Genomic DNA, 15,664 nt, shown 5'->3' on the forward strand with positions numbered 1-15,664 from the left:
GATGACCAGCGGTTCACACGGGTTGCGTCCCCGATGTGAACGAGGGCTGTCGTGATCGTCCGTGGTGACCCTGTCAGGACCCTTCCCGCGGGGCTTGCGCCCTATGGGATGACCCACCACTGAAGAAGCGAAGGCATACGCGTGCGTACGTACAGCCCCAAGCCCGGCGACATCTCGCGCCAGTGGCTCGTCATCGACGCCCAGGACGTTGTCCTCGGCCGTCTGGCGACCCAGGCCGCTGCCCTCCTGAAGGGCAAGCACAAGCCGACCTACGCCCCCCACATGGACATGGGCGACTTCGTCGTCATCATCAACGCCGACAAGGTCCACCTGTCCGGCAACAAGGCGACCCAGAAGATGGCCTACCGCCACTCCGGTTTCCCGGGCGGTCTGCGCTCCGTGCGCTACGACGACCTGCTGGCGAACAACCCGGAGAAGGCCGTCGAGAAGGCCGTCAAGGGCATGCTCCCCAAGAACTCCCTGGGCCGTCAGATGCTCTCGAAGCTGAAGGTCTACTCGGGCGACCAGCACCCGCACGCTGCCCAGCAGCCGGTGCCGTTCGAGATCACCCAGGTCGCGCAGTAGTTCCGGCCACCCCCTAAACACAGAGAATTCTGAGGAGCATCGTGGCCGAGACCACCGCCGAGACCCCCGTCGACGACTTCGAGGGCGTCGAGGAGTACACCACCGAGTCGGACGTCGTCGTCGAGGGCGACTACACCTCCGAGTCCCTTGCCGGTCGCTTCGGCGACCCCCAGCCGGCCGCCGGCCTGGGCCGTCGCAAGAACGCCATTGCCCGCGTCCGGATCGTTCCGGGCTCCGGCAAGTGGAAGATCAACGGTCGCACCCTCGAGGACTACTTCCCGAACAAGGTGCACCAGCAGGAAGTCAACGAGCCGTTCAAGCTGCTCGAGCTCGACGGCCGCTACGACGTCATCGCCCGCATCTCGGGTGGCGGCGTCTCCGGCCAGGCCGGCGCCCTGCGCCTGGGCGTGGCCCGTGCGCTGAACGAGGCGGACGTCGACAACAACCGCCCGGCGCTGAAGAAGGCCGGCTTCCTTTCCCGCGACGACCGTGCGGTCGAGCGCAAGAAGGCCGGTCTGAAGAAGGCCCGTAAGGCTCCGCAGTACAGCAAGCGCTAATCTGCGCCTGCTGTTCAGCAACGACCGCCCCGGCAGCACTCTCCGTGCTGCCGGGGCGGTTCGTTTACCGCCACGAGCGGCACATACCTGTCACGGCAGGTCTCGAGCGAAGCGCGATCTTGGGAGGTCAACTGTGGGACAACTCTTCGGGACGGACGGTGTACGCGGCGTCGCCAATGCGGATCTGACGGCTGAGCTCGCGCTCGGCCTCTCCGTGGCAGCTGCCCACGTGCTGGCCGAAGCGGGCACCTTCGCGGGGCACCGGCCCACCGCCGTCGTCGGGCGCGACCCCCGCGCCTCCGGCGAGTTCCTGGAGGCCGCCGTCGTCGCCGGTCTCGCGAGCGCCGGCGTGGACGTCCTGCGCGTCGGTGTGCTGCCCACCCCGGCCGTGGCGTATCTCACCGGTGCGCTGGGTGCCGACCTCGGCGTGATGCTCTCCGCCAGCCACAACGCGATGCCCGACAACGGGATCAAGTTCTTCGCCCGCGGCGGTCACAAGCTCGCCGACGAGCTCGAGGACCGCATCGAGGCCGTCTACGAGGAGCACCGCACCGGAGCCCCCTGGGACCGGCCCACCGGCGCCGGCGTCGGCCGGGTCTCCGACTACGACGAGGGCTTCGACAAGTACGTCGCCCACCTCATCGGCGTCCTGCCTAACCGCCTCGACGGGCTGAGGATCGTCTTGGACGAGGCGCACGGCGCGGCCGCCCGGGTCTCGCCCGAGGCCTTCGCCCGGGCCGGCGCCGAGGTCGTCACCATCGGTGCCGAGCCCGACGGCCTGAACATCAACGACGGCTGCGGCTCCACCCACCTGGACCTGCTCAAGCAGGCCGTGGTCGAGCACGGGGCCGACTTCGGCATCGCCCACGACGGCGACGCCGACCGCTGCCTGGCCGTGGACGGCTCTGGCGCGGAGGTCGACGGCGACCAGATCCTCGCCGTGCTGGCCCTGGCCATGCGCGAGGCCGGCTCCCTGCGAGGCAACACCGTCGTCGGCACCGTGATGTCCAACCTGGGCTTCAAGCTGGCCATGGAGGCCGAGGGCATCGACGTCGTGCAGACCGGCGTCGGCGACCGGTACGTGCTGGAGGCCATGAAGGAGCACGGCTACGCGCTGGGCGGCGAGCAGTCCGGCCACGTGATCATCCTGGACCACGCGACGACCGGCGACGGCACGCTGACCGGCCTGATGCTGGCCGCGCGCGTGGCCGCGACGGGCCGCTCGCTCGCCGAGCTGGCCGGCGTGATGAAGCGGCTGCCGCAGGTCCTGATCAACGTTCCCGACGTGGACAAGTCCAAGGTGGCGACCTCCGGCGAGCTGGCCGCGGCCGTCGCCGACGCCGAGCGGGAGCTCGGCGCCACCGGCCGGGTGCTGCTGCGTCCGTCGGGCACCGAGCCGCTCGTACGGGTGATGGTGGAGGCCGCCGACATCGAGCAGGCCCGCGCGGTCGCCGGCCGCCTCGCCGACGCCGTGAAGTCGGCCCTCGGCTAGGCCGCACCCCGCTCACGCACCGCGTGGCGCACCCGGCGGCCGGGTCATCCGGCCGTGCTGGGTGCGCCACAGCAGTTTCCAGCCCAAGAGGGTCAGGCAGCCGGAGAGCACGATGCCGGCCAGGTTCAGCACCAGCTGCTCGGCGGAGCCCCGCATCTGCGCGAACTCGCCGTAGCTGAGCGCCACGGCCGCGTTCGCCGCGGCCGGGACGGTGGTCACCGAGATCGCCACGCCCACCAGGGCCCCCGACCTCGCCGAGGTCAGCGACAGCACCCCGGCCGCCCCGGCGAGCAGGGCGACGACGAACGAGAACGGGTCCGGCCGCCAGATGAAGCTGGTGTTCGGGCGGGGCCGGTCGAGCATGCCCGCGTGGAACTGGCCGAGGGCGTCCATCACGAGGCTGAAGAGCGTCGTCGCGACGACCGCCACGGCGAAGCCCACCAGCAGGGCCAGCCCCGAGCGGGCCGCCAGCTTCGGGGCCCGCTGCACCAGCCCGGTGCAGATCCCGGCGAGCGGACCGAACTCAGGGCCCACGGCCATCGCGCCCACGATCAGGATCGAGTTGTCCAGGGCCACTCCGCAGGCCGCGATCATCGTCGCGAGGGAGAGGAAGAGCAGGTAGGTGATGGTGAGGGTGGACTCCTCGTGGGTGGCCTCGGCCAGGTGCTCCCAGACCACCGCGTCCGCGGCCTCGCCCGGAGCCTCCTGCTCGGCCTGTTCGGCGCGGGCCGACAGGGACAGGTAGACGTTCTCGACGGTGATCGCGCCGTCCCGGTCGACGCCCAGCTCGCGCAGCCCCTGCAGCAGCTCGTCCCCCGCCTCGCGGGCCACGTCGCAGAGCACGATGTCGCCGGCCGGGTCGCGGGCGGCCCCCTCCACCACCGCCACGTGCGTGGTGCCGACGGTCCGCTCGACCAGGGCGAGCACGGCGCCGGTCCGGTCGTGCGGGGTGATCATCCGCAGGTGCAGCATGCCCGCACAGTAGGCCGGGCCGTCTCAGAGCTTGCGCAGGCTCAGCTTCTGGACCTTGTGGTCGGGGCCCTTTCGGACGACGAGGGTGGCGCGGCCCCGGGTGGGCGCCACGTTCTCCAGCAGGTTCGGCTTGTTGATCGTGCGCCACATGGTCTGCGCGTACTCCAGCGCCTCCTCCTCGGAGACCTGGGTGTACTTGCGGAAGTAGGAGAAGGGGTTCTGGAACGCGGTCTCGCGCAGCTTGCGGAACCGGTTGAGGTACCAGCGCTCGATGTCCTCGGGGCGCGCGTCCACGTACACGCTGAAGTCGAAGTAGTCGGCGAGGCCGACCCGGGTCCGCCCGTCCTTGCCCGGCAGGGCCGGCTGGAGCACGTTGATGCCCTCGACGATCAGGATGTCGGGGCGGCGCACGACGAGCTGCTCGCCGGGGACGATGTCGTAGATCAGGTGCGAGTAGACGGGGGCCGTGACCTCGGCCTTGCCGGCCTTGATGTCGGCGACGAAACGGGTGAGCGCGCGGCGGTCGTAGGACTCGGGGAAGCCCTTGCGGGAGGTCAGCCCGCGCCGGCGCAGCTCCTCCATCGGGTACAGGAACCCGTCGGTGGTGACGCGCTCGACGCGCGGGTGCTCGGGCCAGCGGGCCAGCAGGGCCTGCAGCAGCCGGGCCACGGTGGACTTGCCGACGGCGACGGAGCCGGCGACGCCTATGACGAAGGGCGTGCCCTGCTGGTTGCCGTGGCCGTTGCCGCCCGCGTCGCCGAGGAAGGTGTTGAGGGTGCCGCGGAGGTTGCTGGTGGCGCCGACGTACAGGTTGAGCAGACGGGAGAGCGGCAGGTAGACGTCGCGGACCTCGTCGAGGTCGATGACGTCGCCGAGGCCGCGCAGCTGCTCGACCTCCTCGGCGGTCAGCGGCAGCGGGGTGCGCTCGCGCAGGGCGCTCCACTCGGCGCGGGTGAGGTCCACGTACGGCGAGGGCTCGGCGCGGCGCTGGGCGCGCTCCGGCCGGTCGGGGCGCTCCGTTGCGCTGTCCGGCGTGCTTCGTGGCGGCGAAGTGATCACACTTCCATTGTCGGGGCTCGGGGCCCTCCGTGGGTGGTGGGGTCGGTCACGTGGGGGAGGGCGGCGGGAGGGGCGGGGCGCCGGCGCGGAGGGGGCCTTCGCGGCCCTGAAGACGGCCGGCGCCGCCTGCGCCGGCGGCTACGGCGTGAGGGGCGGAGGCGAGTCGGCCAAGACCTCCAGGGCCGGCGCCGGTGCCGCCGCTCAGCTCGCGCCCGGGCGCAGGCCAGTTCGAAGGTCCGTCAACTCCGCTCCGGCGCATTCGCCGGGGCGGGGCCCTCGTCTTGCACAGGTACGGGACGGGGGGCGGGCCCGCGGCGTACGCTGCGCGCTATGTGCGGAATTGTGGGTTACGTGGGAGCGCAGTCGGCGCTCGATGTGGTCATCGCCGGACTGAAGCGGCTGGAGTACCGCGGCTACGACTCGGCGGGCGTCGCCGTCCTCGCCGACGGCAGGCTCGCGGCCGCCAAGAAGGCCGGGAAGCTGGTCAACCTGGAGAAACAGCTCGTCGCCCATCCGCTGCCGGCCGGCTCCACCGGCCTGGGGCACACCCGCTGGGCCACCCACGGCGGGCCCACCGACCTCAACGCCCACCCGCACCTGGACAACGCGGGCCGCGTCGCCGTCGTCCACAACGGCATCATCGAGAACTTCGCCGCGTTGCGCGCCGAACTGGCCGAGCGCGGCCACCGGCTGGAGTCCGAGACCGACACCGAGGTCGTCGCACACCTGCTCGCCGAGCAGTTCGCCGCCCACGGGGACCTCGCCGAGGCCATGCGGCGGGTGTGCCGGCGGCTGGAGGGGGCGTTCACCCTGGTCGCGGTGCACGCCGACGTACCGGACGTGGTGGTCGGCGCCCGCCGCAACTCCCCGCTGGTCGTGGGCATCGGCGAGGGCGAGAACTTCCTCGCCTCGGACGTGGCCGCCTTCATCGCCCACACCCGGTCCGCGATCGAGCTCGGCCAGGACCAGGTGGTGGAGCTGCGCCGCGACGAGGTCTCGGTGACCAACTTCGACGGCACGCTCGCGACGGTGCGCGCCTACCGCGTGGACTGGGACGCCTCGGCCGCCGAGAAGGGCGGCTACGACTACTTCATGCTCAAGGAGATCGCCGAGCAGCCGAAGGCCGTCGCCGACACCCTCCTCGGCCGGATCGACGCGAGCGGCTCGCTCACCCTGGACGAGGTGCGCATCCCCGCGTCGGTGCTGCGGGAGGTCGACAAGGTCGTGATCGTGGCCTGCGGTACGGCGTACCACGCGGGCATGATCGCGAAGCTGGCCATCGAGCACTGGACCCGCATCCCCTGCGAGACGGAGCTCGCCAGCGAGTTCCGCTACCGCGACCCGATCCTCGACCAGCGCACGCTGGTCGTGGCGATCTCCCAGTCCGGCGAGACCATGGACACGCTGATGGCGCTGCGGCACGCCCGCGAGCAGGGCGCCCGTGTGCTGGCCATCTGCAACACCAACGGCTCGACCATCCCGCGGGAATCGGACGCGGTGCTGTACACGCACGCCGGGCCGGAGGTGGCGGTCGCCTCCACCAAGGCGTTCCTGACGCAGCTGGTGGCCTGCTACCTGGTCGCGCTCTACCTCGGGCAGGTCCGCGGCACCAAGTGGGGCGACGAGATCCAGGCGGTGGTGCGCGAGCTGTCCGACATCGCCGCCGCCGTGGACACCGTGCTGGAGACGATGGAGCCCGTACGCGAACTGGCCCGGTCCCTCGCCGGCAAGGACACCGTGCTCTTCCTCGGGCGGCACGTCGGCTACCCGGTGGCGCTGGAGGGCGCGCTCAAGCTCAAGGAGCTCGCGTACATGCACGCCGAGGGCTTCGCGGCGGGCGAGCTCAAGCACGGGCCGATCGCGCTGATCGAGAAGGACCTGCCGGTGGTGGTCGTCGTGCCCTCGCCGCGCGGGCGCTCGGTGCTCCACGACAAGATCGTGTCGAACATCCAGGAGATCCGGGCGCGCGGGGCGCGGACCATCGTGATCGCGGAGGAGGGCGACCAGGCGGTGGTCCCGTACGCCGACCACCTGGTGCGGATCCCGGCGACGCCGACGCTGCTCCAGCCGCTGGTGGCGACGGTGCCGCTGCAGGTCTTCGCGTGCGAACTGGCCACGGCGCGTGGGAACGAGGTGGACCAGCCGCGTAATCTCGCGAAGTCCGTGACCGTCGAGTGAAGTGATGGATTGGGTTCTTCGTTGTGATTATCGGCGTGGGTATCGACGTTGCCGAGATCGACCGCTTCGGCGCCGCGCTGGAGCGCACGCCGAACATGGCCCAGCGGCTGTTCGTGGACGCCGAGTTGTCGCTGCCGAGCGGCGAGCGGCGCGGAATCGCCTCGCTCGCCGCCCGGTTCGCGGCCAAGGAGGCGCTCGCCAAGGCGCTCGGCGCGCCCGGCAACATGCTGTGGACCGACGCCGAGGTGTACGTGGAGCACACCGGGCAGCCGCGGGTGCGGGTGACCGGGACGGTGCGGGCGCGGGCCGACGAACTCGGCGTGAAGTCCTTCCACATCTCCCTCAGCCACGACGCGGGCGTCGCCTCCGCCGTGGTCATCGCGGAGGCGTAGCAGCCATGCGGACGGCATACGCGGTGCAGGACGTACGGGCCGCCGAGCGGGAGCTGATGGCGCGGCTGCCCGAGGGCGCCCTGATGCAGCGGGCGGCGGCCGGGCTGGCCGCCGCCTGCGCCGGGCTCCTGGGGAAGGTGTACGGGGCGCGGGTGCTGCTGCTGGTCGGGCCCGGCGACAACGGCGGCGACGCCCTGTACGCCGGCGCCCGGCTGGCCCGGCGCGGCGCCGGGGTGACGGCGGTGGCGATGGACCCCGAGCGGGTGCACCCGGGCGGGCTCGCCGCGCTGCGGGCCGCCGGCGGGCGGCTGGCCGAGGCGGTGCCCGCGCGGGCCGACCTGGTCCTGGACGGGCTGGTCGGCATCGGCGGGCGCGGCGCGCTGCGGCCGGCCGCGGCGGCGCTCGCCGAACGGATCCCGGCGGGCGCGACCGTGGTCGCCGTGGACCTGCCGAGCGGGGTCGACGCCGACACCGGGGAGGTCGCCGGCGCGGCGGTCCGGGCCGACGTGACGGTGACCTTCGGGGCGTACAAGCCGGGGCTCCTGATCGACCCGGGCGCGACGCTGGCGGGCGAGGTCCGGCTGGTGGACATCGGCCTCGACCCGGCCGCCTCGGCGCCGGCGGCGCAGGCCCTGGAGCACGGGGACGTCGCGGCGCTGCTCCCCCGGCCCACGGCGGTGAGCGACAAGTACCGCCGCGGCGTGGTCGGCGTCATCGCCGGGTCCCTGCAGTACCCCGGGGCGGCGGTGCTCGCCGTGGCCGGGGCCCTGCGGGGCGGCGCGGGCGCGGTGCGGTACGTGGGGCCGGCGGCCGAGGCCGTACTGGCCCGCTACCCCGAGACGCTGATCGGGCGCGGCCGGGTCCAGGCCTGGGTGGTCGGGCCGGGCCTCGGCGAGGGCCGCGCGGCGGAGGTCGCCCGAGCCCTGGCCGACCCGGTGCCGGTGCTCGTGGACGCCGACGGGCTGCGCGGCCTGGACCCGGCGGCCGTGCGCAGCCGTCCGGCCCCGACGCTGCTGACCCCGCACGCGGGGGAGGCGGCGGCGCTGCTGGGGGTGGCCCGGGAGGCGGTGGAATCGGGGCGGCTGGCGGCGGCCCGGGAACTGGCGGCCCGCTACGGCGCGACGACGCTCCTGAAGGGGGCCACCACGCTCGTCTGCGGCGAAGGCGGGCCCGTCCGGGTCAACCCCACCGGCAGCCACTGGCTCGCCACGGCCGGCAGCGGCGACGTCCTCTCGGGGCTGGCCGGCTCCCTGCTGGCCGCGGGTCTCGCGGTGCGCGACGCGGCCTCCGTCGCGGCCTACGTCCACGGCCTGGCCGGCCGCACCGCCGCCCGCGACGCCCCTCTCCTGGCCCAGGACCTGGCCGAAGCCCTTCCCGAGGCCTGGCGCCTCTGACCGCTGCGCGGAGCCGTCTCCCCACCCCGCCCCTTCCCGCAACCGGGTCCTGCGGCCCCGGCCCCCGCCGCGGGGCTGCGCCCCGCACCCCTTCGGGGGCACCGGGCACGGAGCGCACGGAACGGGGTCCGGGGCGTCAGCCCCGGTTCGGGAAGGGGCTGGAGGGGACCGGTTCCGCGCAGCGGCTGCCGCGGCGGCGCCCCGGCCCCCGCCCGTTGCGACGGCGGGGACGACGCGCCGCCAGGGGGGTTGCCCTGCGGGCGGCGGGGCCGGGCTCTGAGAGACTGTGGGCGATGAACGAGACAGCCACGCGCGTGTACGCCGAGATCGATCTTGACGCCGTACGGGCCAACGTCCGCGCCCTGCGCGAACGGGCCCCCCGGGCCGCCCTGATGGCCGTCGTCAAGGCGGACGCCTACGGCCACGGGGCCGCCCCGTGCGCCCGCGCGGCCCAGGAGGCCGGCGCCGCGTGGCTCGGCACCGCCACCCCCCAGGAGGCGCTCGCCCTGCGCGCGGCCGGGATCGGCGGCCCGATGATGTGCTGGCTGTGGACCCCGGGCGGCCCCTGGCAGGAGGCCGTGGAGGCCGACATCGACGTGTCCGTCAGCGGGATGTGGGCGCTGGAGGAGGTGCGGGCCGCCGCCCGCGCCGCCGGCCGGACCGCCCGGATCCAGCTCAAGGCCGACACCGGCCTCGGCCGCAACGGCTGCCAGCCCGCCGACTGGGCGGAGCTCGTCGGCGCGGCCGTCGCCGCCCAGGCGGAGGGCACCGTCCGGGTGACCGGCGTCTGGTCGCACTTCGCCTGCGCCGACGAGCCGGGCCACCCCTCGATCGCGCTGCAGCTCGCCGCGTTCCGCGACATGCTCGCGTACGCCGAGAAGGAGGGCGTGGAGCCCGAGGTCCGGCACATCGCCAACTCGCCCGCCACGCTGACGGTTCCGGAGAGCCACTTCGACCTCGTGCGCTGCGGCCTCGCCGTCTACGGCGTCTCGCCCGCGCCCGAGCTCGGCACCCCCGAGCAGCTCGGCCTGCGGCCCGCGATGGCCCTCAAGGCCTCGGTGGCCCTGGTCAAGACGGTGCCCCCGGGCCACGGCGTCAGCTACGGCCACCACTACACCACCGACAGCGAGACCGTCCTCGCGCTGATCCCCGCCGGGTACGCCGACGGGATCCCCCGGCACGCCTCCGGCCGCGGCCCCGTGTTCGTCGGCGGCGGCGTCCACCGCGTGGCCGGGCGCGTCGCCATGGACCAGTTCGTGGTCGACCTCGGCAGCGACGGCGGCCGGGTCCGCCCGGGCGACGAGGCGGTCCTCTTCGGCAGCGGCGCCCACGGCGAGCCCACCGCCGAGGACTGGGCTCAAGCGGCGCACACGATCGCGTATGAGATCGTCACCCGTATCGGCGCGCGGGTGCCGCGGGTGTACCGCAACGCTTGACGGCCGCCGAGGGCTGACTGCTGACTGCTGAGTGAGGACGGCGTGGGCGATAACTGGCGCAGGGCCGGCTGGGCCGGAGCCGCCATCGGCGTGATAGCCGCGGGCGCGGCGGCCGGTGTCGCCGTCGAACGGATCACGGTCGGCCGCGGCGTGCGCCGCAAGGCGCGCCTGGCCCTCGATGCCACCGGCGACTACGGCTCGCTGCGCGGGACCCCGGGCGCCGCCTATGCCGAGGACGGCACGGAGCTCCACTTCGAGGTCGACGAGCTGCCCGAGGAGCCGGCCAAGCGCCAGCGCTCCCGGCTGCGCCGCAAGCCCGCGCCCGCGCCGACGGTGGTGTTCTGCCACGGCTACTGCCTGGGCCAGGACTCCTGGCACTTCCAGCGCGCCGCCCTGCGCGGCATGGTCCGCGCCGTGTACTGGGACCAGCGCAGCCACGGCCGCAGCGCCCGCGGCTTCGCCCAGGCCGACGGCGAGCCGGCGACCATCGACCAGCTCGGCCGCGACCTGAAGGCCGTCATCGACGCGGCCGCCCCCGAGGGCCCGCTGATCCTCGTCGGCCACTCCATGGGCGGTATGACGATCATGGCGCTGGCCGAGCAGTTCCCGGAGCTGGTCCGCGACCGCGTCCTCGCCGTGGCCCTGGTCGGCACCTCCAGCGGCCGGCTCTCGGAGGTCACGTACGGGCTTCCCGCCGTGGGCATGGGGGCCGTGCGCCGGATCCTGCCGCCCGTCCTGAAGGCGCTCGGCTCGCAGGTGGAGCTGGTCGAGCGCGGGCGGCGGGCCACCGCCGACCTCTTCGCCGGCATGATCAAGATGTACTCGTTCGGCGCGCCCCGCGAGGTGGACCCGGGCGTCGCCCGCTTCGCCGAGCGGCTCATCGAGGCCACCCCGATCGACGTGGTCGCCGAGTTCTACCCGGCCTTCCAGACCCACGACAAGACCGAGGCCCTCCAGCGGTTCGCGGACATCCCCGTCACCGTCATCGCCGGGGACCACGACATGATCACCCCGGCCGCGCACAGCCAGGCCATCAAGGACGCGCTGCCGGCCGCCGAGCTCGTCGTCCTGGAGCGGGCCGGGCACCTGATGATGCTGGAGTACCCGGAGACGGTGACCGCGCTGCTGATCGAGCTGTTCGCGCGCACCGGTGCGGTGCCCGCAGCGGCTAACGTTGGCGGACATGGAAGAAGCACCGCTGGAACCGCCGGCAACCCCCCGCAGCCGGGAGCCGCAGCCGGGACCTGAGGCCCCGGCCGCCCAGGCCCGCATCACCGTCGACTCGCCCGGGGCCATGCAGGAGCTCGGCCGCAGCATCGCCGGCCTGCTGCGCCCCGGGGACCTCGTCCTGCTGACCGGCGAGCTCGGCGCGGGCAAGACCACGCTGACCCGCGGACTGGGCGAGGGGCTCGGCGTGCGCGGCGCCGTGACCTCGCCGACCTTCGTCATCGCCCGGGTGCACCCGTCGCTGCGCGGCGGGCCGGCGCTGGTGCACGTGGACGCGTACCGGCTCGGCGGCGGGCTGGAGGAGATGGAGGACCTGGACCTCGACGTCTCGCTGCCCGAGTCCGTGGTCGTCGTGGAGTGGGGCGACGGCAAGGTGGAGGAGCTCTCCGAGGACCGCCTGCACGTGGTGATCGCCCGGGCCGTCGGCCACGAGGAGGTCCTCGACGACGTACGCGAGGTCTCGGTGCGCGGGATCGGCGCCCGCTGGGCCGCGCCGGACGCGCTGGGCGCCCTGGCCCCCGCGGCGGCGGGCTGAGCCCGGGTACGGGCGGGCGCGGCGCGGGGTTCCGGAAAACGTACCGACAACCCGTCGGGAAAGATGTTGCGCCGACCGGGGCGCCCGTGGTGACATGGTACGGAGGGCTGGTTAGGACTACCTAAGTACGGGCCGGCCCGGGCCAGGAGGCAGCCATGTCGGCAGGAGCATCCGGAGCAACCGCACCGCGCGACCCCCGCCCGTCCGCCGTGCCCATGGGCGCGCTGCTCGCGGCCGGCGCGGCCGCGAACGCCGTGTCGACCCCGCCCGCCCGCGTCCGCCGGTCCCGGGCGGAGGAGGCCGAGGCGGAGGCCGGGTCCGGCGCCGGCGAGCAGGCCGCCCCGGAGGCCGAAGCGGCCTGAGCCGCACGCCTCGCGGCCCGTCGCCACGCCGATCCGGCGTGTCCTCCGTCCGGGTGAACGCTGCCCGCGGGTGCGGCCGCCGTGTCGGGCAGCGCGTCAGGCAGGACACGTCAGGGCAGGACGACGACCTTCGCGTTGATCGTCGCGAACGCCCACATCGCGTCTCCGTCGGCCCGCGTCATCCGGATGCCGCCGGTCTTCTTGGCCGGGTCGGGCTGCGGCATCTGTCCGTCCACCCGCGCGCTGAAGCCGATCACGATGCCGTCGGCGCTCGCGAAGCGCACCACGTGTTCGATCGGCACCCCGTCGGAGCCGGTGACCGCCCCCGAGCGCGAGCTCACCAGGTACGTGCCGGGCTTGGGGTGGGCCGTGCTCGGCATCACCGAGAACGACCTCTGCTCGCGCCCGTCCTCGCCCACCAGCCACACACGCCGCAGGTTCACCGAGTACACCACGCGCGCCCCGGTGCCGGAGTCGGGCGGCAGCGCCGCCGGCTTCGCCGCCTCGGGGCCGGGTGCGGCCGGCACGGCGGCGGGCGCCGCGGCCCGCGGGGTTTCCTTCGCCGGATGCGCGGGCGCGGTGGCGGAGGCCTGGTAGCCGAGGAAACCGACCGCGGCGAGCGCCGCGACGGTGAGCCCGGCCACGATTCCCGAGCTGCTGCGTGCCACCTTGCTCCACCTCTCCGCGCCCTCGCGCGCTGCCCCTGGACCGGGGCCGCCCGCCGGGCGTACGCGCCCGCGGCCGGACCCCCGGCCGATACCTGGGTCGAAGGTAGCAGCCGGGGTGCCCCGCGACCGGCCGCGAGGGCCCGGGGCCGGGGAGTCGTAGGCTGTTCGCGTGCTCTTGCTCGCCGTAGATACCGCCACGCCCGCCGTCACCGTCGCCCTGCACGACGGGGACTCCGTCCTCGCCGAGTCGAACCAGGTCGACGCGCGCCGCCACGGGGAGCTCCTGCTGCCCTCCGTCGACAAGGTCCTCGCCGAGGCCGGGCTCAAGCTCGACGCCCTCACCGGCATCGTCGTCGGCGTCGGGCCGGGCCCCTACACCGGGCTGCGCGTCGGCCTCGTCACCGCCTCGACCTTCGCCGCCGTCCTCGGCATCCCCGTGCACGGCCTGTGCACCCTCGACGGCCTGGCGTACGCCGCCGGCGCCGCCGGGATCGAGGGCCCCTTCACCGTCGCCACCGACGCGCGGCGCAAGGAGGTCTACTGGGCCCGCTACGAGGACCCGCTGACCCGGGTCGGCGAGCCCGCCGTGGACCGCCCGGCCGAGATCGCCGAGCAGGTCGCCGGGCTGCCGGCGGTGGGCCAGGGCGCGCTGCTCTACCCGGAGGTCTTCACCGACGCCCGCGGCCCCGAGCACCAGAGCGCTGCCGCCCTCGCGGGCCTGGCGGCGCGCCGGATCGCGGCCGGGCAGGAGTTCCTGCCCCCGACGCCGCTGTACCTGCGCCGGCCCGACGCGCAGGTGCCGAAGAACTACAAGGTGGTCACACCGAAGTGACCGCAGTGACCGCAGTGACCCCCGTGCTGCGCGAGATGCGCTGGTGGGACATCGAGCCCGTGCTGGAACTGGAGCAGGAGCTCTTCCCCGAGGACGCCTGGTCCGCCGGGATGTTCTGGTCCGAGCTCGCCCACGCGCGCGGTCCGCACGCCACCCGCCACTACGTGGTCGCCGAGGACGAGGGAACGGGCCGCCTCGTCGGGTACGCCGGGCTGGCCGCCGCCGGCGACCTGGGCGACGTACAGACCATCGCGGCCGCCCGCGACCAGTGGGGGACCGGGCTCGGCGCCCGGCTCCTCACCGACCTGCTGCGCGCCGCCACCGCGTTCGAGTGCGCCGAGGTGCTGCTGGAGGTGCGGGTGGACAACACCCGCGCCCAGAAGCTCTACGAGCGCTTCGGCTTCGAACCGCTCGGCTTCCGCAGGGGCTACTACCAGCCCGGCAACGTCGACGCGCTCGTGATGCGCCTTTCCGATCCCGCACACTCCGTCCCCGCGGACGGACCCGTACAAGGTGAGACCCATGGCTGACGAACCCCTCGTCCTCGGCATCGAGACCTCCTGCGACGAGACCGGCGTCGGCATCGTCCGGGGCACCACCCTGCTGGCGGACGCGGTCGCCTCCAGCGTCGACGAGCACGCCCGCTTCGGCGGCGTCGTGCCCGAGGTCGCCTCCCGCGCGCACCTGGAGGCGATGGTCCCGACCATCGAGCGCGCCCTGAAGGAGGCGGGCGTCAGCGCCCGCGACCTCGACGGCATCGCGGTCACCGCGGGCCCCGGCCTCGCGGGGGCGCTGCTGGTCGGCGTGTCCGCGGCCAAGGCGTACGCGTATGCGCTCGGCAAGCCGCTGTACGGGGTGAACCACCTGGCCTCGCACATCTGCGTGGACCAGCTGGAGCACGGGCCGCTGCCCGAGCCGACCATGGCGCTGCTGGTCTCCGGCGGGCACTCCTCGCTGCTGCTCGCCCCGGACATCACCTCCGACGTGCGGCCGCTGGGCGCGACCATCGACGACGCGGCGGGCGAGGCCTTCGACAAGATCGCGCGCGTGCTGCAGCTGGGCTTCCCCGGCGGCCCGGTCATCGACCGGCTGGCCAAGGAGGGCGATCCGATGGCGATCAACTTCCCGCGCGGGCTGACCGGTTCGCGCGACCCCGCGTACGACTTCTCCTTCTCGGGGCTGAAGACGGCGGTCGCCCGCTGGATCGAGGCCAAGCGGAACGCGGGCGAGGAGGTGCCGGTGCGGGACGTGGCGGCGTCGTTCCAGGAGGCCGTGGTGGACGTGCTGACCCGCAAGGCGATCCGCGCCTGCAAGGACGAGGGCGTCGACCACCTGATGATCGGCGGCGGTGTCGCGGCCAACTCCCGGCTGCGGGCGCTGGCGCAGGAGCGCTGCGACGACGCGGGCATCGTCCTGCGCGTGCCGCGCCCGAAGCTGTGCACGGACAACGGCGCGATGGTGGCGGCGCTGGGCGCGGAGATGGTCCGGCGGAACCGGCCGGCCTCGGACTGGGACCTGTCCGCGGACTCCTCGCTGCCGGTGACGGACCCGCACGTGCCGGGGGCCTCCGGCGGCGGCGATGACGAGCACGGGCGCGAGCACGCCCACGGGGGAGCTTCCGCCCACGGGCACGGCCACGACCACGACCACGTGCACGAGCTCAGCAAGGACAACCTGTACTGATGGGCACCGTCGCGCTGATGTGGGAGGCCCGGGCCGCCGCCGGACGGGGCAACGAGCTGCTGGAGTGGGCCCGTTCGCAGGTGCTGGAGCGCGAGCCGGTGCGGCGCGAGCTGTTCCGGGCCGCGCAGGACCGGGTGCTGGTCATCACCTGGTGGGAGGCGGCCGAGGGGCCGGCCGGGGAGTTCCCCGAACTCCCCGAGCCCGCCGCCGACCTGATCACCCGTCCGGTGCACCGCTGGCGGTTCGAGTCGGTGGAGGCGGTCGGGCGGGCCTGACCGCCGGGGCGCGGCGG

The 15,664-nt window shown here is 74.2% G+C and carries 17 protein-coding genes; 14 read left to right on the forward strand and 3 right to left on the reverse strand.

Annotated features, from left to right (window positions below; genetic code table 11):
• The first annotated feature begins 141 nt into the window (after positions 1–141).
• From rplM to glmM, 3 genes are all read left to right on the forward strand, one after another.
• A complete protein-coding gene (rplM, locus tag AB0953_RS07375; protein ID WP_361913687.1) occupies positions 142–585 on the forward strand; it encodes a 50S ribosomal protein L13 in 444 nt (147 codons plus the stop codon).
• Between the two features lie 41 nt (positions 586–626).
• Entirely contained in the window at positions 627–1,142 is a 516-nt protein-coding gene (gene rpsI, locus AB0953_RS07380; RefSeq protein WP_366858423.1) for a 30S ribosomal protein S9, read from the forward strand.
• Positions 1,143–1,275: 133 nt separating this feature from the next.
• Positions 1,276–2,634, forward strand: coding sequence for a phosphoglucosamine mutase (gene glmM, locus AB0953_RS07385; protein ID WP_366858424.1), 1,359 nt, complete (start codon positions 1,276–1,278; stop codon positions 2,632–2,634).
• Between the two features lie 12 nt (positions 2,635–2,646).
• Here glmM and AB0953_RS07390 read toward each other — a convergent pair whose 3' ends face one another.
• Positions 2,647–3,606, reverse strand: a complete 960-nt coding sequence (locus tag AB0953_RS07390) for a DUF389 domain-containing protein (RefSeq protein WP_366858425.1) — start codon at positions 3,604–3,606, stop codon at positions 2,647–2,649.
• 24 nt (positions 3,607–3,630) lie between these two features.
• Positions 3,631–4,569 carry a type I pantothenate kinase gene (gene coaA / locus AB0953_RS07395; protein ID WP_366858609.1) on the reverse strand — a complete coding sequence of 313 codons (939 nt, stop codon included), beginning with the start codon at positions 4,567–4,569 and terminating at the stop codon, positions 3,631–3,633.
• A gap of 426 nt (positions 4,570–4,995) precedes the next feature.
• On the opposite strand from coaA, the gene glmS reads away from it, so the two are divergent.
• From glmS to AB0953_RS07430, 7 genes are all read left to right on the forward strand, one after another.
• Entirely contained in the window at positions 4,996–6,843 is a 1,848-nt protein-coding gene (gene glmS, locus AB0953_RS07400) for a glutamine--fructose-6-phosphate transaminase (isomerizing) (RefSeq protein WP_366858426.1), read from the forward strand.
• 23 nt (positions 6,844–6,866) lie between these two features.
• Positions 6,867–7,235 carry a holo-ACP synthase gene (locus AB0953_RS07405; RefSeq protein WP_366858427.1) on the forward strand — a complete coding sequence of 123 codons (369 nt, stop codon included), beginning with the start codon at positions 6,867–6,869 and terminating at the stop codon, positions 7,233–7,235.
• Positions 7,236–7,240: 5 nt separating this feature from the next.
• On the forward strand, positions 7,241–8,629 hold the full coding sequence (locus AB0953_RS07410; protein ID WP_366858428.1) for an NAD(P)H-hydrate dehydratase: 1,389 nt from the start codon (positions 7,241–7,243) through the stop codon (positions 8,627–8,629).
• A gap of 293 nt (positions 8,630–8,922) precedes the next feature.
• A complete protein-coding gene (gene alr / locus AB0953_RS07415; RefSeq protein ID WP_366858429.1) occupies positions 8,923–10,065 on the forward strand; it encodes an alanine racemase in 1,143 nt (380 codons plus the stop codon).
• Between the two features lie 42 nt (positions 10,066–10,107).
• On the forward strand, positions 10,108–11,313 hold the full coding sequence (locus tag AB0953_RS07420) for an alpha/beta hydrolase (RefSeq protein ID WP_366858430.1): 1,206 nt from the start codon (positions 10,108–10,110) through the stop codon (positions 11,311–11,313).
• 46 nt (positions 11,314–11,359) lie between these two features.
• On the forward strand, positions 11,360–11,827 hold the full coding sequence (gene tsaE, locus AB0953_RS07425) for a tRNA (adenosine(37)-N6)-threonylcarbamoyltransferase complex ATPase subunit type 1 TsaE (RefSeq protein WP_366858610.1): 468 nt from the start codon (positions 11,360–11,362) through the stop codon (positions 11,825–11,827).
• A gap of 155 nt (positions 11,828–11,982) precedes the next feature.
• Positions 11,983–12,189 carry a hypothetical protein gene (locus tag AB0953_RS07430; RefSeq protein WP_366858431.1) on the forward strand — a complete coding sequence of 69 codons (207 nt, stop codon included), beginning with the start codon at positions 11,983–11,985 and terminating at the stop codon, positions 12,187–12,189.
• A 110-nt stretch (positions 12,190–12,299) separates the two neighbouring features.
• Here AB0953_RS07430 and AB0953_RS07435 read toward each other — a convergent pair whose 3' ends face one another.
• Positions 12,300–12,857 carry a hypothetical protein gene (locus tag AB0953_RS07435; RefSeq protein ID WP_366858432.1) on the reverse strand — a complete coding sequence of 186 codons (558 nt, stop codon included), beginning with the start codon at positions 12,855–12,857 and terminating at the stop codon, positions 12,300–12,302.
• 169 nt (positions 12,858–13,026) lie between these two features.
• On the opposite strand from AB0953_RS07435, the gene tsaB reads away from it, so the two are divergent.
• From tsaB to AB0953_RS07455, 4 genes are read left to right on the forward strand one after another with little or no spacing between them, the layout of a single operon-like run.
• Positions 13,027–13,689: a tRNA (adenosine(37)-N6)-threonylcarbamoyltransferase complex dimerization subunit type 1 TsaB gene (gene tsaB / locus AB0953_RS07440; RefSeq protein WP_366858433.1), complete on the forward strand. Its 663-nt coding sequence runs from the start codon at positions 13,027–13,029 to the stop codon at positions 13,687–13,689.
• Between the two features lie 5 nt (positions 13,690–13,694).
• On the forward strand, positions 13,695–14,219 hold the full coding sequence (gene rimI / locus AB0953_RS07445; RefSeq protein WP_366858611.1) for a ribosomal protein S18-alanine N-acetyltransferase: 525 nt from the start codon (positions 13,695–13,697) through the stop codon (positions 14,217–14,219).
• Positions 14,212–15,372, forward strand: coding sequence for a tRNA (adenosine(37)-N6)-threonylcarbamoyltransferase complex transferase subunit TsaD (tsaD, locus tag AB0953_RS07450; RefSeq protein ID WP_366858434.1), 1,161 nt, complete (start codon positions 14,212–14,214; stop codon positions 15,370–15,372). Before rimI ends, tsaD begins: the two co-directional genes overlap by 8 nt.
• Positions 15,372–15,647 carry a hypothetical protein gene (locus tag AB0953_RS07455; protein WP_366858435.1) on the forward strand — a complete coding sequence of 92 codons (276 nt, stop codon included), beginning with the start codon at positions 15,372–15,374 and terminating at the stop codon, positions 15,645–15,647. Before tsaD ends, AB0953_RS07455 begins: the two co-directional genes overlap by 1 nt.
• Positions 15,648–15,664: the final 17 nt, after the last annotated feature.

Source organism: Streptomyces sp. NPDC046866, assembly GCF_040704625.1.
Taxonomy (GTDB): domain Bacteria; phylum Actinomycetota; class Actinomycetes; order Streptomycetales; family Streptomycetaceae; genus Streptomyces.

Excerpts from the sequence above, each read along its gene's own strand:
- alr (WP_366858429.1), top strand. The coding sequence starts at position 8,923 with ATGAACGAGACAGCCACGCGCGTGTACGCCGAGATCGATCTTGACGCC.
- tsaE (WP_366858610.1), top strand. The coding sequence starts at position 11,360 with ATGCAGGAGCTCGGCCGCAGCATCGCCGGCCTGCTGCGCCCCGGGGAC.
- glmS (WP_366858426.1), top strand. The coding sequence starts at position 4,996 with ATGTGCGGAATTGTGGGTTACGTGGGAGCGCAGTCGGCGCTCGATGTG.
- AB0953_RS07390 (WP_366858425.1), bottom strand. The coding sequence starts at position 3,606 with ATGCTGCACCTGCGGATGATCACCCCGCACGACCGGACCGGCGCCGTG.
- AB0953_RS07455 (WP_366858435.1), top strand. The coding sequence starts at position 15,372 with ATGGGCACCGTCGCGCTGATGTGGGAGGCCCGGGCCGCCGCCGGACGG.
- AB0953_RS07430 (WP_366858431.1), top strand. The coding sequence starts at position 11,983 with ATGTCGGCAGGAGCATCCGGAGCAACCGCACCGCGCGACCCCCGCCCG.
- AB0953_RS07410 (WP_366858428.1), top strand. The coding sequence starts at position 7,241 with ATGCGGACGGCATACGCGGTGCAGGACGTACGGGCCGCCGAGCGGGAG.
- tsaD (WP_366858434.1), top strand. The coding sequence starts at position 14,212 with ATGGCTGACGAACCCCTCGTCCTCGGCATCGAGACCTCCTGCGACGAG.